Source organism: Mycobacterium tuberculosis complex sp. N0072 (assembly GCF_030323725.1).
GTDB classification, from domain to species: domain Bacteria; phylum Actinomycetota; class Actinomycetes; order Mycobacteriales; family Mycobacteriaceae; genus Mycobacterium; species Mycobacterium tuberculosis.
In genome coordinates, this window is record NZ_CP040689.1 from 3,053,258 (window position 1) to 3,072,824 (window position 19,567).

The window sequence follows — 19,567 nt, forward strand, 5'->3', positions numbered from 1 at the left end:
ACCGGCTCGAAGAAGTCGGCCACGCGCATGAGGTAGTCGCGTCGTCACCGACACTATGGCTCGCTTGCCTCTAAAGCATCGCTTATGCCACAGACCAGACTTGTCGGAGCCGCTGTCTAGCATCGGGGACCGGGTGCTCGGCGCGGACAAACGTCATGAAGGGAATCGATAATGTCGGATCGCTCAGCGATCGAATGGACGGGGGCAACCTGGAACCCGGTCACCGGATGCGACCGTGTATCGCCGGGATGTGACCACTGCTACGCAATGACGTTAGCGAAGCGGCTAAAGGCGATGGGCTCCGACAAGTATCAAACCGATGGTGACCCCAGAACCTCCGGTCCGGGATTTGGCGTCACCATCCATCCCCGCAGTCTTGACGAGCCGTTCCGGTGGCGAAGCCCCCGCACAGTGTTCGTGAACTCGATGGCGGACCTATTTCACGCCAGGGTGGCGCTCTGGTTCATTAGGGAAGTGTTCGAGGTGATGCGAGCCACACCACAGCACACTTACCAGATCTTGACCAAGCGCAGCCTGCGACTGCGTCGCCTCGCTCACAAGCTGGAGTGGCCCTCGAACGTTTGGATGGGGGTGTCGGTGGAAAATGTCGACGCCTTCCGCCGTATCGAGGACCTACGACAGGTGCCCGCAGCAGTAAGGTTCCTCTCCTGCGAGCCATTACTCGGGCCCCTGGACGGAATAAATCTAGGTTCGATTGATTGGGTTATCGCCGGAGGCGAATCTGGTCCAAATTTCCGCCCGATCGATCCACAATGGGTTCGCCATATTCGCGATACCTGTACTGCCGCTGATGTCCCATTCTTCTTCAAGCAATGGGGCGGTAGAACACCAAAGGCATTTGGACGTGAACTCGACGGACGTTGTTGGGATGAAATGCCGCTTATTGAGATTAGAAACCCGGATCCTCGGACCACCAGCCGCGTGCACGCGGATCCCATGTTGGCGACGGCGCCCACAGAATCTGCCCAGCGTTCGAATCCTGGACAGCTAGTTCGCCAACGCTGAATAATCCCATCTCGCCACGGTCCTCGGACTCCTTCTGCTGTTTCGCGCTCTTGGCTTGCCGCATCATCTCTGGCTCCTTTTGAGCCGCCCGGTTGTACAGGTGGCACATGATCGCATCTCCGGCCCAGTGATCGGTCGCGAACACCATGTCAAAGATTGTGACCTTATTGTGCATCTGCATGGGAATACGATGCGAATACTTGTATCCCAGCTCATACTCCAGCTTGACGCGCATGAGATTAACCATCTCGGCACGGTAGGCAGGCGCAGTTAGATGGTGGCGCCATCGCGCTGCCTGTATCCGCTTCCAATCCGCGTCTCCGTACATGCGGGTGACCTGCTCGATAAACAGTTCCGCGTTCGTGCCCTTCACGCCCCGCGCGATCATGGTGGGTGACATCAACATCCATAGTTCGGTCTTGAGGTTACGAGGGTTCTGGCGAAAGGCGGCGACCTTATTGATCGTTTCCCAATGGACTTCAGCGGCCTGTTGGTCGATGAAAGCGAAGGTGGGCGCCCACCGCCAAGGGCCTAGTTCGGCAAGTGTTTCATCGATTGTTACGTTGGAATCGCCGGCCACAACGCGGTACCTACCGTCACCGGGAAAGCGGGTCCGAAGGGCGACGTCCAATTCAGAGGCAAGCGGGTTAAGCTCGCAAAACCGGAGCCGCGTGAAAGGTGGATCGGCTTTCATAGCGATAAGAGAAGAGCCATCAAATTTCTCTCCCATGTCGCGGTCTATGTTCTCGGGCTGGCCCGCCATCAAGTCGAGGTAAATTCGTTCACGAGAAGTCTGACTAGCCCTGTTGAAGGCCGGGAGGTACCCGGCAAGTATCTCCAGTTTGTTTCGCGTCCAATATGACCATTCTCTAGCCATCGAATCCCTTTAGACGCGTCGGCGCTCCCGCTCGGCGGCCAGCTCGGCGATAACCACCTCGCACGCCAAGGTCTGGCCGTACCCACGGCGCGCCAACATCGCCACCAGCCTGCGGCTCACCCGCGCTTCGTCGGTGCCGTCGTCGATCAGCACCTCCCGCCGCAGCCTGGCCCGTACCAGCTTTTCCGCCCGCCCCCGTTCGGCACCGGCGTCGATGCCCCCGAGCACCGTGGTGATCACGTCGTCGTCGACGCCCTTGGCGTGCAGCTCGGCAGCCAACGCGCGCTTGCTCTTTGCTGCGTTCGCCCGCCTGGACTGAACCCATTGTTCGGCGAAGTCGGTGTCATCCACCAGGCCAACGGCGGCCAGCCGATCCAATACCCGGTTGCCGATGTCTTCGGGGTAGCCGCGCTTGGCCAGCTGGCCGGCTAACTCGGCGCGGGTGCGGGATCGCGCGGTGAGCAGGCGCAGGCACAGTGCCCGCGCCTGCTCTTCGCGCTCAGAAGTCGACGGGGGCGGGCAGGACACCGTCATTTGAGGGATCATCGGTCACCACGGCACCAATGCCAAGCTTTTCCTTGATCTTCTTCTCGATCTCGTCAGCCACGTCGGCGTTCTCCACCAAGAAGTTGCGGGCATTCTCCTTGCCCTGGCCGAGCTGCTCGCCCTCGTAGGTGAACCAGGCACCCGACTTGCGGATGAGGCCCTGATCCACACCCATGTCGATCAGCGAGCCCTCCCTGCTGATTCCCTTGCCGTAGAGGATGTCGAACTCGGCCTGCTTGAAGGGGGGCGAACAGTTGTGCACGACAACCCCTTCGGCGACGAGGGTGTGCAGTTCCTCGACCTCGAGGTCGAACGTTCGTGCCCGCCGCGTTGGCAGCACTTCTCGGATCACGGAATAGCGGAGTTCTTCCGCCAGCATGTCGTGCAGGAATTTGTCATCCAGGGCATCCGCGAGCGCCTGCACGCGATCCCGACGAAGGCGGCTGGCACCTAAGACCTGCTTCATTCCACCGCGGGGGTCCCCGGAAGCTACACCGATCATGGCCGCGGCCTCCTGCGCGGTCACGCCGCGCTCGTCCAGATAATTCAGCACGGCATCGGTCATCTCTGCAGCCAGATATGTCGCTTGCGATCCACGACGCCGCCCCTGCGTGGCTTCTGGAATCGCCTGGATAAGCGCGGCACCGCGCGGCCCCCACATGGGAACTGACTCCGCGAATGCCGTGACGTTATCCATACCCGAGATCCGGACCTCGAACACTTGACGTTTGCTCTGGATCCGTCGACCGTTGACGATGCTCGGCCGCTTCTGGGTCGGATCGTAATCTCGAACGGTGCTCCCGACACCGAACCGCAGCAGCAGCCAATGAATCTGATGCGCGAGTTGTTCAGAGGTCGTCGTGTAACCGACCCGAAGTGCCCCGGTCTGTTCCCGGCTCACCCACCCGTCGCTTTCGAACAGGCCGAAGAGCAGATTGCCGACAATGTCGGCCGCGATGTCCGGCTCGAAGAACCAATTCGGAATCGTCTTCTCCCACGCGAGCTTGCCGTAGATACCGGCCTGCTGACAAAGGTCTGCCACACCGTTGCGCTCACCGGGTCGATGAGCGATCGCGAGTGAGATACGCCCCTGCGGATGGGCCGCGCAACCGAGCGTCGCAGCGATTCGCGTCACGTCGTCAATGAGCGCCCGCTGAACATTGATGAAGTTGATCGGAGTCTTGCCCCCCACCCAACCATCCCTGCCATCTCCGATCAGGTAGCCAAGCAGCCGGGCATGATCCGCCGGAATCGGCGCACTGTCACCGAATCCATCGAAGCGTCGCGGTTGCGCCACCCTGTCTCCCTTGCGGAGTTCCCCGGCGGCACGCCAGCCGTACTCTGTCAGCACCTTGTGATCGGGTGTCGCCCACACGATGGCGCCACCGGCGATCCGCAACCCGATCACATCCCGCGTTCCCTGGTCGAACCAGGACACCACGGGCCGCGCATGCAGCGTTCCGTCCTTGGCAGCAGCCACGACATGAATAGGCTTGCGCCCATCGACAACATCCTCGATGCGATGCGTTGTACCGGTGACCGGATCGAAGATCCGAGTGCCCTCTGCGAGGCACTTGTTCTTGACGACCTTGACCCGGGTGCGGTTGCCGACCGCGTTGGTACCGTCCTTGAGCGTCTCGACTCGCCGCACGTCCATGCGCACCGACGCGTAGAACTTCAACGCCTTTCCGCCCGTTGTCGTCTCGGGCGACCCGAACATCACTCCGATCTTGTCGCGGAGCTGGTTGATGAAGATCGCCGTGGTGCCCGAATTATTCAGCGCGCCGGTCATTTTCCGCAGCGCCTGGCTCATCAGCCGGGCCTGCAGCCCGACGTGGCTGTCGCCCATCTCGCCTTCGAGCTCCGCGCGCGGCACCAGCGCCGCCACCGAGTCGATCACCACGATGTCAAGCGCACCCGAGCGGATCAGCATGTCGGCGATCTCGAGTGCCTGTTCCCCGGTGTCCGGCTGGCTGACCAGCAGCGAATCGGTGTCGACACCGAGCTTCTTGGCATAGTCCGGATCCAGCGCGTGCTCGGCGTCGATGAACGCCGCAACACCACCGGCGGCCTGAGCGTTGGCCACCGCGTGCAGCGCCACGGTGGTCTTACCCGACGACTCCGGGCCGTATATCTCTATCACCCGGCCACGCGGCAGGCCGCCAATGCCCAGGGCCACGTCTAGTGCGATGGATCCGGTCGGAATGACCGAAATCGGCTGACGCGCCTCGTCGCCGAGGCGCATCACCGAACCTTTGCCGTAACTCTTCTCGATCTGGGCCACTGCCAGCTCGAGCGCCTTTTCCCGATCGGGGGTCTGCGTCATGGTGCCTCTCCTGTGGTCGGTGTTCGATTGACCGGTATCGGTCGGTTGGCCGTGACACTAGAGACAGCCACTGACAAGTCGGCTGCTCCGAATGATCACCACAGTAGCCGAACACCTGTTCGATTCAAGTGTGACACGCCGCGTGTGGCAACATCGCGTCCGCGCTCGTCGGCGCGTCGAACGCCCTGGCGGCGGTGCGGCCCGACTTGCGTGCGCGGCTGGTCCGGATCACCGACGATCTGCTCAACACCGCTAGCCTGGCCGGATCCGGCGTGCTCACCGGCCCGGATCTGACCTTTCGGCGTCGCAGCTGCTGCCTGTTCTACCGGGTACCCGCCGGAGGCAAGTGCGGCGATTGCCCGCTTTGACGAATGTGCAACCTCACCACCGATCGTGGGGAACGTCGAAGTCGGCGCACAATGCCCGCCAGACGTCGCGGGGCTCGACACCGTCCTCGATGGCCTGGGCGGCGCTACGGCCGTCGAAGCCGGTCAGCACGTGATCGAGCAGCACCGACGAGCCATAAGCCGCCCCGAAATGCAGGGCTACCCGCTCGTGGAACTCCGTCAGCCGCACGCCAGCCAACATACCCAGCGCGCTACCCCGCCAACGCAAGCGCGTCGTGGCAGACCCGCACCGGATCGGCCGCACCGGCGACGCTGGCGGCCGCCCGCCGCGCGGCCTCCCGGAACCTCGGCGACGACAACACCTCGTTGACCGCCGCCACCAGCGCGTCGGCGGTCAACGGCCGGATCAGCACCGCGCTACCCTGCCGGACTACCCGGTTGGCGATCTCCCACTGATCCCCGCCACCGGGAACCACCACCATGGGCACCCCGGCCAGCAGCGTCTTGGCCACCATCCCATGACCACCGCCGCAGATCACCAGATCGGCCCGCGTGAGCAGCTCGGCCTGGCTGCCCAGCCCGGCCACCGCCCAGGGCGGCACCGTCAGGTCGGCTCCGCTCAAACGCGACACCACCAGGCGCGATCCCGACGGCACCGTCTCACCCGGCGTCAGAGACTGCAACGCGACCTCCGTCAATCCGGCGGTCCCGGTCAACGCGGTGGACGGCGCCACGACCACCACCGGCCCGGTGCCGGCGGGGATGGCCAGCACCCGATCGGTCGGCTCGAAATGCAGCGGGCCCACCACGACGGCCTCGGCCGGCCAGTCCGGGCGGGGAACCTCGAGCGCGGGCAGCGTGGCGATCAGCCGGCGCAGCGGCCCGGGATCGCGGGCCGGCAATCCGATCTCGACCCGAACGGCGGCACGCTGGCGCAGCCCGGCACGCCAGGACCGCCCCGTCAGCGCTCGCATGGTGGCATCGCGCAGCCGGCCGCGGATACCGGTGCCTGCAGCCAGTCCGCTGCCGATCGGCGGCAGTCCCTTCGACGGCAGGTACAGCGGATGCGGGTTGAGTTCCACCCACGGGATCCCTAGCAGTTCGGCTGCCATGCCGCCGCACGCCGTGATGACGTCGGACACCACCAGCTCCGGTTCCAGAGCCCGCAGCCGCGGCACGTTGAGCACGGCCATCTGCGCCGCTCGCCGATGGATCCTGGCCCCGGCGTCGAGATCGCGGTCGGTGGCCGCCAGCCCGTCCAGCTCGACGGCGTCAATGCCAGCGGCGCGGGCGGCTTCCAGCCATTCCACCCCGGTGAACAGGGTGGGCGTGTCAGCGGCTGCGCGGAAACGCTGGCACAGCGCGATCGCCGGAAACGAGTGCCCGGGATCCGGCCCGGCGACCACGGCGACGCGCATCGGCCCTACCCTGCCACAGCGCCACAGCCGTAGGCTGACAGCCATGGCCGAGCTGACCGAAACATCGCCGGAAACCCCCGAAACCACCGAGGCCATTCGTGCCGTCGAGGCGTTCCTCAACGCCCTGCAGAACGAAGACTTCGACACCGTCGACGCCGCACTGGGCGACGACCTGGTCTATGAGAACGTCGGGTTTTCCAGGATCCGCGGTGGCCGCCGCACGGCAACGCTGCTTCGCCGCATGCAGGGCCGCGTCGGCTTCGAGGTGAAGATCCACCGCATCGGCGCCGACGGCGCCGCGGTGCTCACCGAACGCACCGACGCGCTAATCATCGGACCGCTGCGGGTGCAGTTCTGGGTCTGCGGCGTATTCGAGGTGGACGATGGGCGGATCACCCTGTGGCGGGACTACTTCGATGTCTACGACATGTTCAAGGGCCTCTTGCGAGGCCTGGTGGCGCTGGTGGTGCCATCGCTGAAGGCAACGCTGTAGGCCGACCTTCCGGATCAAGCCCAACGCGCTGTAGAACATCGGGTAGCGCTACAGCCAGCCGGCTGCCCGGGCTTATCGCTACTCTGCGCGGCGGGCCAGCAAAGATGCGAAGTGTGGGCGAAACCGCAAATGCATCGCCTCGGCCGCTATACGATCCCCATGCACAGTCTTGAGGGTGAGCTGGCGATTTTGGGCCGACACGACGGGCTGTGGCGTGTTTGGAGGTCTCAGATGTCATTTGTGATCGCGGCACCGGAGTTTTTAACGGCGGCAGCAATGGACTTGGCGAGTATCGGCTCGACAGTGAGCGCGGCCAGTGCCGCCGCATCAGCCCCCACGGTCGCGATCCTGGCCGCGGGCGCCGATGAGGTGTCGATAGCCGTCGCGGCGCTGTTCGGGATGCATGGCCAGGCATATCAGGCCCTCAGCGTGCAGGCATCGGCGTTTCATCAGCAATTTGTGCAGGCCTTGACCGCGGGCGCGTACTCGTATGCCTCCGCTGAAGCCGCCGCCGTGACACCGCTTCAGCAACTAGTCGATGTGATAAATGCGCCCTTCAGAAGCGCGCTCGGCCGCCCCCTGATCGGCAACGGCGCCAACGGTAAACCGGGGACCGGACAAGACGGCGGGGCCGGCGGGCTCTTGTACGGCAGCGGCGGTAACGGGGGATCAGGGCTGGCCGGCTCCGGCCAGAAGGGCGGTAACGGAGGAGCTGCCGGATTGTTTGGCAACGGCGGGGCCGGCGGTGCCGGCGCGTCCAACCAAGCCGGCAACGGCGGCGCCGGCGGAAACGGCGGCGCCGGTGGGCTGATCTGGGGCACCGCGGGGACCGGTGGCAACGGCGGGTTCACCACCTTTCTTGATGCCGCTGGGGGTGCCGGCGGGGCCGGCGGCGCCGGTGGGCTGTTCGGCGCGGGCGGGGCCGGCGGCGTAGGCGGCGCCGCCCTCGGCGGCGGCGCCCAGGCCGCCGGTGGCAACGGCGGTGCGGGCGGGGTCGGTGGGCTGTTCGGCGCCGGCGGTGCCGGCGGCGCCGGCGGCTTCGGCGACACCGGTGGGACCGGCGGGGCTGGCGGGGCCGGCGGGCTGTTCGGCCCGGGCGGCGGCTCGGGCGGCGTCGGTGGCTTCGGCGACACCGGTGGGACCGGCGGCGACGGCGGCAGCGGCGGGCTGTTTGGCGTCGGCGGGGCCGGCGGGCACGGTGGCTTCGGCAGTGCTGCCGGCGGCGACGGCGGCGCGGGCGGCGCCGGCGGCACGGTCTTCGGCTCGGGCGGGGCCGGCGGTGCAGGCGGAGTCGCCACTGTCGCTGGCCACGGTGGTCACGGCGGTAATGCCGGCCTGCTATACGGCACCGGTGGGGCCGGCGGAGCCGGCGGGTTCGGAGGGTTCGGCGGCGACGGCGGCGACGGCGGTATCGGCGGGTTGGTCGGTTCTGGCGGCGCCGGCGGCAGCGGCGGCACCGGTACCCTAAGTGGTGGTCGCGGCGGGGCCGGCGGTAACGCCGGCACGTTCTACGGTTCCGGCGGCGCCGGCGGCGCCGGCGGGGAGAGCGACAACGGCGACGGCGGAAACGGCGGCGTGGGCGGCAAGGCCGGGTTGGTCGGCGAGGGCGGCAACGGCGGCGACGGCGGTGCCACGATAGCAGGAAAGGGTGGTAGCGGCGGTAACGGCGGCAACGCCTGGCTGACGGGCCAGGGCGGCAACGGCGGCAACGCCGCATTTGGCAAAGCCGGGACTGGCAGCGTCGGCGTCGGTGGCGCCGGCGGGCTGCTGGAGGGCCAGAACGGCGAGAACGGATTGCTGCCTAGCTGAGCCAGCTTAGCCGCAGCTTGGCCTCAGCCACCGGGCGTGCGGCGGCCCATCGACCGAGGCACGTCGAAATCGGTGCACAACGCCCACCACGCGACGCGGGGCTCAACCCCGTCCTCGATCGCGCAGATGGCATTGCGCCCACCGAAACCGGTCAGCACATGGTCCAACCAGCACCAAAAGCCCGGTACGCCGCGCCGAATCGCGGGCTGACCAACTCGTGGAACTCCGTCCGCCGTATGCCGCCAACCGCGTGCGTCAGCGCCTTGTGGCACACCCGCACCGGATCGGCTACCTAACCCGCGCCGGCCGCTGCCTTGGCGCGGCACCCGGTCGGCCATCCACCGCAGATCCCCGCCACCGAACGCACCGAAACGCCGACCTTCGGCCCGCTTCGTATCCGGTTCTGGGCCTGCGGCATTTTCGAGGTACAACGGGCACGCTATGGCATTACCACTTCGGCGTCCAAGGCGCTGGTGCGCGGTCTGACCGCGTCGGCGTTCTCGTCGCCGCGGGCTACCCTGTAGCGAATGAGCGACAACGCAATCCGCCCGCGGCCCAACCCGTGGCAGTACATCCGCTATTGCTACGGGGCGCGGCTGCCGGACTCGATGCGAGACTGGGTGCGCAACGATCTGGCCGGCAAGGGTGCGGCCATCCGGATGATGATCCGCGTCGCGGTTCCGGCGGTGCTGGTGCTGGCCCCGTTCTGGCTGATCCCGACGTCGCTGGACGTCCACTTGAGCATGACGTTGCCGATTCTCATCCCGTTCGTGTATTTCTCGCATGCGCTGAACAAGGTATGGCGCCGGCACATGCTGCGCGTGCACAATCTTGACCCCGAGCTCGTCGACGAGCACGCCCGCCAACGCGACGCCTACATTCACCGGGCGTATATCGAACGCTACGGGCCACGGCCGGACCCGAACGACTAACGCCGGGGCAATCCGCCGAGCTCGTCAAACGCCTGCGCCCAAGCGACCAGGCGATCGGTGGCGCCGGCCAACTCCTCGCGGTAGCGCTGTTGTCCGGGCCCAGCCCCACCCGCGCCGTTCGCCGAGGAAACCAATTGCGCTGCGGCGGTGACCATTTCGTTGTACTGACGGACGCCGGTGCTCAGCTGCGCGGTAAACGCGTTGATGGTCGGCACCAGATACGACCGCGACGCCGCCGAGCATTGCACGGCCCGCTCCATCGAGACCACCTCGGCCGCGGTCGCCACCATCGCCGCCGAAGTCTGGTTGGCCGCGGCCGTTAGGTCGCGGATCTCGTCCGCCGGCAACATGGCGCCCCGCTCCATGACACCCAACAGCGAGAAGAACCCGCGTTCGGAGGCGCCCAGCGCCGACATCGCGGGTCGCGCGGCCGAGCCCGGTGGTGGCAGCCGGCGCACACTTGCGGGCCGCCGCACCGGCAGTGGCTCCGAGCGCAGCCAGCGGTAGCGAAGCAGCAATAGCGTCGCCGGAATGGCCTGCGTGACCGCAATCGTGCCGGTAATCACCAGCAGCGACGTAAACCAGCCCCAGGCCGCCAACAGCGCCGTCACCAACCCCCAGAGCAGACAGCCTGCGGTGAATACCAGACCCCAGCGCAATGCACGGCGGCGGCGGCGCAGCAGCCGGGCACGCGGATCGATGGCGACGCTGATCTTTTGTGCTACCAGGTCGGCCAAATCACCGGCGGTATCCACGCCGCGCTGCAGCAACGAACGCCACGGCCGGCGCTGACCCGCTTTCACTGCCATGCCGAACCGTCTGCCCAACTACTGACCGTAGGGCTGCTCGGCAATAGCCCCGCCAGAAGTCTCGGTGGCCGGTCTGGGGGTAGCCGTGGTCCCGCCGGCCGGCAACGCTTCACCGCGCATCGATGCGCGGATCTGTTCCAACCGTGAATGACCGGCCATCTGGATCCCGGCCTGCTCCACCTCGAGCATCCGGCCCTGCACCGAACTCTCGGCAAGTTCAGCCGAACCGATCGCGTTGGCGTAGCGACGCTCGATCTTGTCGCGCACCTCGTCGAGGCTCGGCGTGTTGCCTGGCGCGGCGAGCTCACTCATCGACCGCAACGATGCGCTGACCTGCTCCTGCATCTTCGCCTGCTCGAGCTGGCTGAGCAGCTTGGTTCGCTCGGCGATCTTCTGCTGCAGCACCATCGCATTTCGTTCGACGGCCTTCTTGGCCTGAGCTGCGGCGCTAAGCGCCTGGTCATGCAGCGTCTTGAGGTCTTCGACGCTCTGCTCGGCGGTCACCAGCTGGGCTGCGAACGCCTCGGCGGCGTTGTTGTATTCGGTGGCCTTGGCAGCGTCTCCGGCGGCGGTGGCCTGGTCGGCCAGCGTCAGGGCTTGGCGCACATTGACCTGAAGCTTTTCGATGTCCGCCAGCTGTCGGTTGAGTCGCATCTCCAATTGACGCTGGTTACCGATCACTTGCGCCGCCTGTTGAGTCAGCGCTTGGTGGGTGCGCTGTGCTTCCTCAATGGCCTGTTGAATCTGCACCTTGGGGTCGGCATGCTCGTCGATCTTCGAGCTGAACAGCGCCATGAGGTACTTCCAGGCTTTAACGAACGGATTGGCCATCAGTTAGCTCCGCCTTCGCTTCTTGTGTGCGCCAGATGGTCTCAGCGCCCTGTCGCTCAATTTATCGGGTCAGCACGCATTGCCCCACCCATGGCGCGCATCTTGTCGACCCGGACCGACCGGCGACCCTTAGGCCACCGCCAGCGACACCACCGGCGCAATGACGACCTTGGTGCTGGCGTCAATGGTGGCGCCGGTTGCTCTGCCAGCCGGGGTGGCGCGGGCAAGGCGCTCTTGACGCGCCATCCGCTCGCCCGCATCGATGAGCACCACCGACAACGGGAGCTGCAGAGCCGTACAAATCGCACTGAGCAGCTCGCTGGAAGGCTCCTTGCGACCGCGCTCGATCTCCGACAGATACCCGAGGCTCACCCGCGCCGAATCGGACACCTCGCGCAGCGTCCGACCCTGCGACATCCGCGCTCCGCGCAGCACGTCACCAACGACCTCACGCACCAAAGCCGCCATCAAAAACTCCTTGTCCACCTCGCAATCGTCATCAGGTGAACGCCGCCGGCGGTGGGGTTGGTTCCCGCAATCAGCTGGCGGTCTGGCGGATCCCCCCGATGTCCCGCAGAGCCCTGGCCACGTAATCGACACCAGTGATCACGGTGAGCAGGATCGCGGCGGCCATCACTACCACCGCCGCAACGTGCAGCGGACCCGAAAGTGGCAACACGAATAAGCCAATTGCCACCGCCTGGACAAAGGTCTTCAGCTTGCCGCCCCAGCTCGCGGGAATGACACCGCGCCTAATAACCGCCAACCTCAAAACGGTCACTCCGAGTTCGCGGGTCAGGATTAGCACCGTGACCCACCACGGCAAGTCGCCGAGCATCGACAATCCGATCAGCGCCGAGCCGATCAGAGTCTTGTCCGCGATCGGATCGACAAACGCACCGAATTCGGTTGCCATCCCGTAATTGCGAGCCAGCAGGCCGTCGAATCGATCGGTAATGCAGGCGGTTGCAAATATCGCCCACGCCACTACGCGGGCCGCGGAGTGGTGGCCGCCGCCATAGAACAAGGCCAGCAGGAAGACCGGGACCATCACCAGCCGCAACAGCGTCAGGATATTGGCGAGGTTGGCAATGCGGGCGCGGCCTGCTATCTGACCCGTTTCAGGCTGCGCCGACACGGCAACAGAATAACGGGTTGACCTGCTCATGCGACCCTTGATGTCGATACTGTTTCACACGTGACCGAACGTCCACGGGATTGCCGGCCGGTGGTCCGGCGCGCGCGAACCTCCGATGTGCCCGCGATCAAACAACTCGTCGACACCTATGCCGGAAAGATCTTGCTGGAAAAGAATCTCGTGACACTCTATGAAGCGGTTCAGGAATTCTGGGTGGCCGAGCACCCGGACCTCTATGGCAAAGTCGTCGGTTGCGGTGCGTTGCACGTGTTGTGGTCGGATCTCGGCGAAATCCGCACCGTCGCTGTCGACCCGGCCATGACCGGCCACGGTATCGGCCACGCAATCGTCGATCGGCTACTGCAGGTCGCCCGCGATCTGCAGCTGCAGCGCGTGTTCGTGTTGACCTTTGAGACCGAGTTCTTCGCCCGGCACGGATTCACCGAGATCGAGGGCACCCCGGTCACCGCCGAGGTGTTCGACGAGATGTGCCGCTCCTATGACATCGGGGTCGCCGAATTCCTGGACCTGAGCTACGTCAAGCCCAACATCCTCGGCAACTCCCGGATGCTGCTGGTGCTGTAGCCCGGCGAGCAGACGCAAAATCGCCTCATTTCGGCACGAAATGGGCGATTTTGCGTCTGCTCGGCGGGCTACTCGCCGCCGTCACCCCGGATCGCGGCCAGTGTGCCCGCCAACTCGTCGGGCTTGACCAGCACCTCACGGGCCTTCGAGCCTTCGCTGGGCCCGACGATGCCGCGGGTCTCCATCAGGTCCATCAAACGGCCCGCTTTGGCGAAGCCGACCCGCAGCTTGCGCTGCAGCATCGACGTCGACCCGAACTGGCTGGACACCACCAGTTCCACGGCCTGCAGGAAGACGTCCATGTCGTCGCCGATGTCGGGGTCGACGTCGGTGCGCTCCGCGGTGGGTTTAGCCGTGGTGACGCCCTCGGTGTATTCGGGTTCGGCCTGTTCCTTGCAGGCGGTGACGACGGCGTGGATCTCTTCGTCGGAGACGTAAGCGCCCTGCAGCCGGAGGGGTTTGCTCGCACCCATCGGCAAGAACAGGCCGTCGCCCATGCCGATCAGCTTTTCCGCGCCCGCCTGGTCCAGGATCACCCGGCTGTCGGTCAGCGACGAGGTGGCAAACGCCAGCCGCGACGGCACGTTGGTCTTGATCAGCCCGGTGACCACGTCCACCGACGGGCGCTGGGTGGCCAGCACCAGGTGGATGCCGGCGGCGCGGGCTTTCTGGGTGATCCGCACGATGGCGTCCTCGACGTCACGCGGCGCGGTCATCATGAGGTCGGCCAACTCGTCGACGATGGCCACCACGTAGGGGTAGGGCCGATACTCGCGCTGGCTGCCCAGCGGCGCGGTGATGGCCCCGGATCGCACCTTGTCGTTGAAGTCGTCGATGTGGCGCACCCGGGAGGCCTGCATGTCCTGGTAGCGCTGCTCCATCTCGTCGACCAGCCAGGCCAGCGCGGCCGCGGCCTTCTTCGGCTGGGTGATGATCGGCGTGATCAGATGCGGAATGCCTTCATACGGCGTCAGTTCCACCATCTTCGGGTCGATCAGGATCATCCTGACCTCTTCCGGGGTGGCCCGGGTCAACAGCGACACCAGCATGGAGTTGACGAAGCTGGACTTTCCCGAGCCCGTCGAGCCGGCCACCAGCAGGTGCGGCATCTTGGCCAGGTTGGCCGAGATGAAGTCGCCTTCGATGTCCTTGCCCAGCCCGATCACCAACGGATGATGGTCGCGACGGGTCTCTCGTGCGGTGAGCACGTCGGCCAACCGCACCATTTCCCGGTCGGTGTTGGGTACCTCGATGCCGACGGCGGACTTGCCGGGGATCGGTGCCAGCATGCGCACGCTCTCGGTAGCCACCGCGTAGGCGATGTTGCGCTGCAGCGCGGTGATCTTCTCGACCTTGACGCCGGGCCCCAGTTCGACCTCGTAGCGGGTGACGGTGGGCCCGCGGGTGCAGCCCGTGACGGCCGCGTCGACCTTGAACTGGGTCAGCACCTCACCGATGGCGCCGGCCATGTGGGTGTTGGCCGCACTGCGTTTCTTGGGCGGATCACCGGATATCAGCAGGTCCAGCGACGGCAGCGTGTAGGGACCCTCGACGATCCGGTCCAGCACTTGGGTATCTTTGCGGCGGCCGCGTCTTCCGGAGCCCCGACCGGCGGAGGCTTCCGGTATCGTCGCAGTGTCATCCTGCGGAACCTCGGCCGACGGCCAGGCCGGTGGCCCGTCGTCGGAGCACAGGGGCACCTCGTCGTAGTAACCGTCGGAGAAGTCCTGGCGGGCGACTTCGACGGTGTCCGCGTCGTCACCATCGAAGTCCGCGAAGTCCTCGAAGTCGTCGGCGTATTCCCGTGGCAACAGCCGGGTGCCGAACATGGCGCGCATGGCATCTGGCACCTCTCGGATCGTGATCCCGGCCAGCAGGAGCAATCCGAACAGCGCGCCGATGAATAACAGCGGCGCGGCGATCCAGGCGGTCAACCCGTCCGAGAGCGGCCCGCCGATCGCGAAACCGATGAACCCCGCGGCGCGCAAACGCGACTCCGGGGCCTCGGGTGAGCCCGCCCACAGGTGGCACAAGCCGAGAAACGACAAGCCGATCAGGCTGGCGCCGAGGATCAGCCGCGGCCGCGAATCGGGGTTGGGCGACGTACGCATCAGCACCACGGCCACGGCGGCGGCAACCAGCGGGAGCATGACCACTGCCGACCCGATGAACGTCCGCAACAAGGCGTCGACCCACGCGCCGAGCGGCCGGGCGGCGTCGAACCACGAGCTCGCGGCGACTACCACGGCAAGGCCGAGCAGCACCAGCGCGATTCCGTCGCGGCGATGCCCGGGCTCGATGTCGCGGGCTCGCCCGATCGACCGCGCCGCGCCGCCGGTGCCCTTGGCCGCCATCATCCAGACGGCACGCATGGCCCGGCCGCAGGCGAGTCCGGTAGACACCAGCAGCGACCGATGGTGCCGTCGGGAGGGTCTGCCGACCCCTTTGACGGGCCTCGACCTCTTTCTGGGCACGGCCGATCGCGCACTTCGGGACGCGCCCCGCGAAGTGGCCTTTGACCTGCTCGTTCGAGTGCCGGAGCGGGCAACGGTCTTGCTAGACATAACGGCAAGCCTAGTCGCTATCACACCATCTACACCATCCGCCACACTGGTAACGGCGATCTGCTCGCCTCGTTGCCAGGGTCTCCTGAGTAGGGTGACAAGTGATCGTGCCGCGTCACGCCGCCCGACGCGCGGAGTTCCAGGAGGCCCCAGCATGCCCGTCGTCGTCGTCGCCACGCTGACCGCCAAGCCTGAATCGGTCGACACCGTCCGCGACATCCTCACCCGCGCGGTCGATGACGTGCACCGCGAACCCGGCTGCCAGTTGTACGCGCTCCACGAAACCGGCGAGACCTTCATCTTCGTTGAGCAATGGGCCGATGCCGAGGCGCTCAAGGCCCATAGCGGCGCCCCCGCGGTTGCCACCATGTTTACCGCGGCCGGCGAGCACCTGGTCGGGGCGCCGGACATCAAACTGCTGCAGCCGGTTCCCGCCGGCGACCCGAGCAAAGGGCAGCTGCGCCGGTGATCGACCGGCCACTCGAAGGCAAGGTCGCCTTCATCACCGGCGCCGCGCGCGGCTTGGGCCGCGCACACGCGGTTCGACTGGCAGCCGACGGCGCGAACATCATCGCGGTTGACATCTGCGAGCAGATCGCCAGCGTGCCTTATCCGTTGAGCACCGCCGACGACCTGGCGGCCACCGTCGAGCTCGTCGAGGACGCCGGCGGCGGGATCGTGGCCAGACAGGGCGACGTTCGCGATCGCGCATCACTGTCGGTCGCATTGCAGGCGGGCCTTGACGAGTTCGGCCGGCTCGACATCGTGGTGGCCAATGCCGGTATCGCGATGATGCAGGCCGGCGACGACGGCTGGCGCGACGTTATCGACGTCAACCTCACCGGCGTCTTCCACACCGTACAGGTGGCGATCCCGACCCTGATCGAGCAGGGCACCGGTGGGTCGATCGTGTTGATCAGCTCGGCCGCGGGACTGGTCGGCATCGGCAGCAGTGATCCCGGATCGCTTGGCTACGCGGCCGCCAAGCACGGCGTCGTCGGCCTGATGAGGGCGTACGCGAACCATCTGGCACCGCAAAACATTCGGGTTAACTCGGTACATCCTTGCGGGGTCGATACGCCGATGATCAACAATGAGTTCTTCCAGCAGTGGCTAACCACTGCTGACATGGACGCGCCGCACAACCTGGGTAACGCGCTGCCCGTCGAGCTGGTGCAGCCAACCGACATCGCCAACGCGGTGGCATGGCTGGCGTCCGAGGAGGCGCGCTATGTCACCGGCGTCACCTTGCCGGTCGACGCGGGCTTTGTGAACAAGAGGTAGCTGATGGCTCGAAATCCCGCTGCGCAGACCGCCTTCGGCCCGATGGTGTTGGCGGCCGTGGAGCAAAACGAACCACCTGGCCGCCGCCTGGTGGACGACGACCTCGCGGACTTGTTCTTGCCCAGACCATTGCGATGGCTGGCCGGTGCAACCCGGTCGGCGGTGTTGCGTCGTTTACTCATTAGCGCCTCGGAGTGGTCCGGCCGCGGGTTATGGGCCAATCTGGCCTGCCGTAAACGCTTCATCGGAGACAAACTCGACGAAGCGCTCGGCGACATCGACGCGGTTGTCATCCTCGGAGCCGGATTGGACACCCGTGCCTACCGGTTGACGCGACGAGTGCGGATGCCGGTATTCGAGGTCGACCTGCCGGTCAACATCGCCCGCAAGGCCAAGACGGTCCGACGGGTGCTCGGTGAACTGCCGCTGTCGGTTCGCTTGGTTGCATTGGATTTCGAGCATGACGACCTGCTCACCGCTCTGGCCGAGCACGGCTACCGTACCGAGTACCGGGTGTTCTTCGTCTGCGAAGGTGTGACCCAATACCTCACCGAGCGGGCCGTCCGGCGGACCTTGGAGGGCCTACGCGCGGCCGCACCGGGCAGTCGAATGGTATTCACCTACGTCCGCCGGGACTTCATTGACGGCACCAACCGTTACGGTACCCGGACGCTATACCACACGGTTCGCCAGCGACGTCAACTGTGGCACTTCGGCTTAGATCCCGAGGAAGTAGCCGGGTTTCTCGCCGACTACGGTTGGCGGCTGACCGAGCAGGCCGGGCCGGAGGAGCTTGTCCAGCGCTACGTCGAGCCCACCGGCCGCAACCTCAACGCATCACAAATCGAGTGGTCTGCCTACGCCGAGAAGAGTGAGCCGGTTACACCTCGATGACCGTCGGCACAATCATCGGCTGGCGGCGATAGGTTTCCCCCACCCACTTGCCGACCGTGCGGCGCACCCCTTGAGCGATCCGGATCGGATCGGTGACGTTGGCAGCCACCAACGATTCCAGCTCTGCCTCCACCTTGCGCACGGCGGGTTCGAGCGCCTTGGGATCTTCGGAGAAACCCCGCGAGTGTAGATGTGGCGCAGCCAACGGCTGGCCGGTGCCACGTCTGACCACGACGGTCACCGCGACAAAGCCCGACGACAAAATGAGCCGCTCGCCCAGGGTGATATCGCCGACGTCGCCGGCGATCAAGCCGTCGACGAACATCTTGCCCACCGGCACCGCACCGGAGATACTGGCTTTGCCGGCAACCAGGTCGACGCTGACACCGTTCTCGGCCAACAGAATTGACTCTTGCGGTACGCCGGTACTGGCGGCCAGCTTGGCATTGGCGCGCAGCATCCGCCAGGTTCCGTGCACCGGCATCACGTTGCGCGGCCGCACCCCGTTGTAGAGGAACAGCAGCTCACCGGCGTACGCGTGGCCGGAAACATGCACCCTTGCTTGGGCGTTGGTGACGACTCTGGCGCCGATCTTGGACAGTGCATCGATGACTCCGAAGACCGCCTCCTCGTTGCCGGGGATCAGCGACGACGACAACACGATGAGATCACCAGCAGTCAACGTGATGCTGCGATGCTCCCCACGCGACATTCGCGACAACGCCGACATCGGCTCGCCTTGGGTGCCGGTGGTGATCAACACAACTTGGTCGGGCACCATCGTTTCGGCGGCGGCGATGTCGATGAGATCGGAATCAGCCACTCGTAGGAAGCCCAGTTGCCTTGCGACGCGCATGTTGCGCACCATCGATCGGCCGACGAACGACACTCGCCGGCCCAATGCCACTGCGGCATCGATGATCTGCTGTACCCGATCCACGTTGGAGGCGAAACACGCAACTATCACCCGTCCGTCGGCACCCCGGATGAGCCGGTGCAGCGTTGGGCCCACTTCGCTTTCCGATGGCCCGACACCGGGGATCTCGGCGTTCGTCGAGTCGCACAGCAACAGGTCCACGCCGGTGTCGCCGAGCCGCGACATGCCCGGTAGATCGGTGGGACGGCCGTCCGGTGGCAATTGGTCGAACTTGATGTCGCCGGTGTGCAGGATGGTTCCCGCGCCGGTATACACCGCGATGGCCAACGCGTCCGGAGTGGAATGGTTGACGGCGAAGTACTCGCACTCAAACACGCCGTGCCGGGTGCTCTGGCCCTCGCGGACCTCGACGAACACCGGTGTTATGCGGTACTCACGACATTTCTCTGCAACCAGAGCCAAGGTGAACTTCGAGCCGACGACCGGGATGTCGGGTCGCAGCTTGAGCAGAAACGGAATCGCCCCGATGTGGTCCTCGTGCCCGTGGGTCAACACCAGCGCCTCGATGTCGTCAAGCCGGTCTTCGACATGGCGCATGTCCGGCAGGATCAGATCGACACCGGGCTCGTCGTGGCCAGGAAACAACACACCGCAGTCGATAATCAACAGTCGGCCCAGGTGTTCGAAAACCGTCATGTTGCGGCCGATTTCGTTGATGCCGCCCAGCGCGGTGACCCGCAACCCGCCGGAGGTCAGGGGACCTGGCGGGGGAAGGTCTACATCCACTTCTGGGCCACCCTTTGGCTCACCT

21 protein-coding genes and 1 pseudogene are annotated in these 19,567 nt (G+C 65.8%); 10 read left to right on the forward strand and 12 right to left on the reverse strand.

All coding sequences use genetic code 11. The features are described 5' to 3' along the window. Positions 1 to 171 precede the first annotated feature (171 nt). Positions 172 to 1,026 (forward strand): DUF5131 family protein, encoded by an 855-nt coding sequence (locus tag FF952_RS14435; RefSeq protein ID WP_003899455.1) that lies wholly within the window; start codon positions 172 to 174, stop codon positions 1,024 to 1,026. Here FF952_RS14435 and FF952_RS14440 read toward each other — a convergent pair. Genes FF952_RS14440 through recA form a run of 3 tightly spaced genes read right to left on the reverse strand, consistent with a single transcriptional unit; the run spans position 911 to position 4,775 of the window. Continuing rightward, positions 911 to 1,903 (reverse strand): three-Cys-motif partner protein TcmP, encoded by a 993-nt coding sequence (locus FF952_RS14440; protein ID WP_003899456.1) that lies wholly within the window; start codon positions 1,901 to 1,903, stop codon positions 911 to 913. The two genes, FF952_RS14435 and FF952_RS14440, sit on opposite strands and share 116 nt — an antisense overlap. Before the next feature lie 9 nt (positions 1,904 to 1,912). Then, the gene (recX, locus tag FF952_RS14445) at positions 1,913 to 2,437 is read right to left on the reverse strand and encodes a recombination regulator RecX (protein WP_003900562.1); all 525 of its coding nucleotides are present in this window, start codon (positions 2,435 to 2,437) and stop codon (positions 1,913 to 1,915) included. Beyond that, positions 2,403 to 4,775, reverse strand: a complete 2,373-nt coding sequence (recA, locus tag FF952_RS14450) for an intein-containing recombinase RecA (protein WP_003414006.1) — start codon at positions 4,773 to 4,775, stop codon at positions 2,403 to 2,405. The genes recX and recA overlap by 35 nt, the downstream gene beginning before the upstream one ends. A 194-nt stretch (positions 4,776 to 4,969) precedes the next feature. On the opposite strand from recA, the gene FF952_RS14455 reads away from it, so the two are divergent. Beyond that, the gene (locus tag FF952_RS14455; RefSeq protein WP_003414008.1) at positions 4,970 to 5,143 is read left to right on the forward strand and encodes a (2Fe-2S)-binding protein; all 174 of its coding nucleotides are present in this window, start codon (positions 4,970 to 4,972) and stop codon (positions 5,141 to 5,143) included. 13 nt (positions 5,144 to 5,156) lie between these two features. Here FF952_RS14455 and FF952_RS14460 read toward each other — a convergent pair whose 3' ends face one another. Beyond that, positions 5,157 to 5,351, reverse strand: a complete 195-nt coding sequence (locus FF952_RS14460; protein WP_031680673.1) for a DUF3046 domain-containing protein — start codon at positions 5,349 to 5,351, stop codon at positions 5,157 to 5,159. A gap of 22 nt (positions 5,352 to 5,373) precedes the next feature. Continuing rightward, positions 5,374 to 6,540 carry a glycosyltransferase gene (locus FF952_RS14465; protein WP_003901461.1) on the reverse strand — a complete coding sequence of 389 codons (1,167 nt, stop codon included), beginning with the start codon at positions 6,538 to 6,540 and terminating at the stop codon, positions 5,374 to 5,376. A gap of 43 nt (positions 6,541 to 6,583) precedes the next feature. Here FF952_RS14465 and ephG point away from each other — a divergent pair, with 43 nt between their 5' ends. Together ephG and FF952_RS14475 are read left to right on the forward strand one after the other, a co-directional pair. After that, positions 6,584 to 7,033, forward strand: coding sequence for an epoxide hydrolase (gene ephG, locus FF952_RS14470; protein ID WP_003414015.1), 450 nt, complete (start codon positions 6,584 to 6,586; stop codon positions 7,031 to 7,033). Between the two features lie 231 nt (positions 7,034 to 7,264). After that, the gene (locus FF952_RS14475) at positions 7,265 to 8,842 is read left to right on the forward strand and encodes a PE family protein (RefSeq protein WP_014848111.1); all 1,578 of its coding nucleotides are present in this window, start codon (positions 7,265 to 7,267) and stop codon (positions 8,840 to 8,842) included. 23 nt (positions 8,843 to 8,865) lie between these two features. On the opposite strand, the pseudogene FF952_RS14480 reads toward FF952_RS14475, so the two are convergent. Continuing rightward, positions 8,866 to 9,080, reverse strand: a pseudogene (locus FF952_RS14480) (DUF3046 domain-containing protein). Between the two features lie 76 nt (positions 9,081 to 9,156). On the opposite strand from FF952_RS14480, the gene FF952_RS14485 reads away from it, so the two are divergent. Continuing rightward, positions 9,157 to 9,366 (forward strand): limonene-1,2-epoxide hydrolase family protein, encoded by a 210-nt coding sequence (locus FF952_RS14485; RefSeq protein WP_003918495.1) that lies wholly within the window; start codon positions 9,157 to 9,159, stop codon positions 9,364 to 9,366. Between the two features lie 3 nt (positions 9,367 to 9,369). After that, positions 9,370 to 9,774 carry a DUF5313 domain-containing protein gene (locus FF952_RS14490; RefSeq protein WP_192931450.1) on the forward strand — a complete coding sequence of 135 codons (405 nt, stop codon included), beginning with the start codon at positions 9,370 to 9,372 and terminating at the stop codon, positions 9,772 to 9,774. Here FF952_RS14490 and pspM read toward each other — a convergent pair. From pspM to pgsA, 4 genes are all read right to left on the reverse strand, one after another. Further along, positions 9,771 to 10,583 (reverse strand): phage shock envelope stress response protein PspM, encoded by an 813-nt coding sequence (gene pspM, locus FF952_RS14495; RefSeq protein ID WP_003414026.1) that lies wholly within the window; start codon positions 10,581 to 10,583, stop codon positions 9,771 to 9,773. The genes FF952_RS14490 and pspM overlap by 4 nt on opposite strands. 18 nt (positions 10,584 to 10,601) lie before the next feature. Beyond that, positions 10,602 to 11,414, reverse strand: coding sequence for a phage shock protein PspA (gene pspA / locus FF952_RS14500; RefSeq protein ID WP_003414030.1), 813 nt, complete (start codon positions 11,412 to 11,414; stop codon positions 10,602 to 10,604). Between the two features lie 129 nt (positions 11,415 to 11,543). Continuing rightward, positions 11,544 to 11,882: a transcriptional regulator ClgR gene (gene clgR / locus FF952_RS14505; RefSeq protein WP_003414032.1), complete on the reverse strand. Its 339-nt coding sequence runs from the start codon at positions 11,880 to 11,882 to the stop codon at positions 11,544 to 11,546. A 70-nt stretch (positions 11,883 to 11,952) separates the two neighbouring features. Further along, on the reverse strand, positions 11,953 to 12,552 hold the full coding sequence (gene pgsA, locus FF952_RS14510; RefSeq protein WP_003911983.1) for a CDP-diacylglycerol--glycerol-3-phosphate 3-phosphatidyltransferase: 600 nt from the start codon (positions 12,550 to 12,552) through the stop codon (positions 11,953 to 11,955). A 60-nt stretch (positions 12,553 to 12,612) separates the two neighbouring features. On the opposite strand from pgsA, the gene FF952_RS14515 reads away from it, so the two are divergent. Continuing rightward, the gene (locus tag FF952_RS14515; protein ID WP_003414037.1) at positions 12,613 to 13,137 is read left to right on the forward strand and encodes an amino-acid N-acetyltransferase; all 525 of its coding nucleotides are present in this window, start codon (positions 12,613 to 12,615) and stop codon (positions 13,135 to 13,137) included. Positions 13,138 to 13,205: 68 nt separating this feature from the next. Here the strand turns inward: FF952_RS14515 and FF952_RS14520 are convergent, their stop codons facing one another. After that, positions 13,206 to 15,857, reverse strand: a complete 2,652-nt coding sequence (locus tag FF952_RS14520; RefSeq protein ID WP_003414040.1) for a DNA translocase FtsK — start codon at positions 15,855 to 15,857, stop codon at positions 13,206 to 13,208. Here FF952_RS14520 and FF952_RS14525 point away from each other — a divergent pair. The 3 genes from FF952_RS14525 to FF952_RS14535 are packed head-to-tail and all read left to right on the forward strand — an operon-like array spanning position 15,856 to position 17,879. Continuing rightward, entirely contained in the window at positions 15,856 to 16,170 is a 315-nt protein-coding gene (locus FF952_RS14525) for a putative quinol monooxygenase (protein ID WP_003414042.1), read from the forward strand. The genes FF952_RS14520 and FF952_RS14525 overlap by 2 nt on opposite strands. Continuing rightward, positions 16,167 to 16,985, forward strand: a complete 819-nt coding sequence (locus FF952_RS14530; protein ID WP_003414045.1) for an Rv2750 family mycofactocin-dependent SDR oxidoreductase — start codon at positions 16,167 to 16,169, stop codon at positions 16,983 to 16,985. The genes FF952_RS14525 and FF952_RS14530 overlap by 4 nt, the downstream gene beginning before the upstream one ends. A gap of 3 nt (positions 16,986 to 16,988) precedes the next feature. Beyond that, positions 16,989 to 17,879 carry a class I SAM-dependent methyltransferase gene (locus FF952_RS14535; protein ID WP_003899463.1) on the forward strand — a complete coding sequence of 297 codons (891 nt, stop codon included), beginning with the start codon at positions 16,989 to 16,991 and terminating at the stop codon, positions 17,877 to 17,879. Here the strand turns inward: FF952_RS14535 and rnj are convergent. Then, on the reverse strand, positions 17,866 to 19,542 hold the full coding sequence (rnj, locus tag FF952_RS14540) for a ribonuclease J (RefSeq protein WP_031656831.1): 1,677 nt from the start codon (positions 19,540 to 19,542) through the stop codon (positions 17,866 to 17,868). The two genes, FF952_RS14535 and rnj, sit on opposite strands and share 14 nt — an antisense overlap. Between the last annotated feature and the right edge of the window lie 25 nt (positions 19,543 to 19,567).

Excerpts from the sequence above, each read along its gene's own strand:
- clgR (WP_003414032.1), bottom strand. The coding sequence starts at position 11,882 with ATGGCGGCTTTGGTGCGTGAGGTCGTTGGTGACGTGCTGCGCGGAGCG.
- FF952_RS14535 (WP_003899463.1), top strand. The coding sequence starts at position 16,989 with ATGGCTCGAAATCCCGCTGCGCAGACCGCCTTCGGCCCGATGGTGTTG.
- FF952_RS14520 (WP_003414040.1), bottom strand. The coding sequence starts at position 15,857 with ATGCTGGGGCCTCCTGGAACTCCGCGCGTCGGGCGGCGTGACGCGGCA.
- FF952_RS14525 (WP_003414042.1), top strand. The coding sequence starts at position 15,856 with ATGCCCGTCGTCGTCGTCGCCACGCTGACCGCCAAGCCTGAATCGGTC.
- FF952_RS14490 (WP_192931450.1), top strand. The coding sequence starts at position 9,370 with ATGAGCGACAACGCAATCCGCCCGCGGCCCAACCCGTGGCAGTACATC.
- recX (WP_003900562.1), bottom strand. The coding sequence starts at position 2,437 with ATGACGGTGTCCTGCCCGCCCCCGTCGACTTCTGAGCGCGAAGAGCAG.
- FF952_RS14440 (WP_003899456.1), bottom strand. The coding sequence starts at position 1,903 with ATGGCTAGAGAATGGTCATATTGGACGCGAAACAAACTGGAGATACTT.
- FF952_RS14475 (WP_014848111.1), top strand. The coding sequence starts at position 7,265 with ATGTCATTTGTGATCGCGGCACCGGAGTTTTTAACGGCGGCAGCAATG.
- FF952_RS14435 (WP_003899455.1), top strand. The coding sequence starts at position 172 with ATGTCGGATCGCTCAGCGATCGAATGGACGGGGGCAACCTGGAACCCG.
- FF952_RS14465 (WP_003901461.1), bottom strand. The coding sequence starts at position 6,540 with ATGCGCGTCGCCGTGGTCGCCGGGCCGGATCCCGGGCACTCGTTTCCG.
- ephG (WP_003414015.1), top strand. The coding sequence starts at position 6,584 with ATGGCCGAGCTGACCGAAACATCGCCGGAAACCCCCGAAACCACCGAG.
- pspM (WP_003414026.1), bottom strand. The coding sequence starts at position 10,583 with ATGGCAGTGAAAGCGGGTCAGCGCCGGCCGTGGCGTTCGTTGCTGCAG.
- pspA (WP_003414030.1), bottom strand. The coding sequence starts at position 11,414 with ATGGCCAATCCGTTCGTTAAAGCCTGGAAGTACCTCATGGCGCTGTTC.
- recA (WP_003414006.1), bottom strand. The coding sequence starts at position 4,775 with ATGACGCAGACCCCCGATCGGGAAAAGGCGCTCGAGCTGGCAGTGGCC.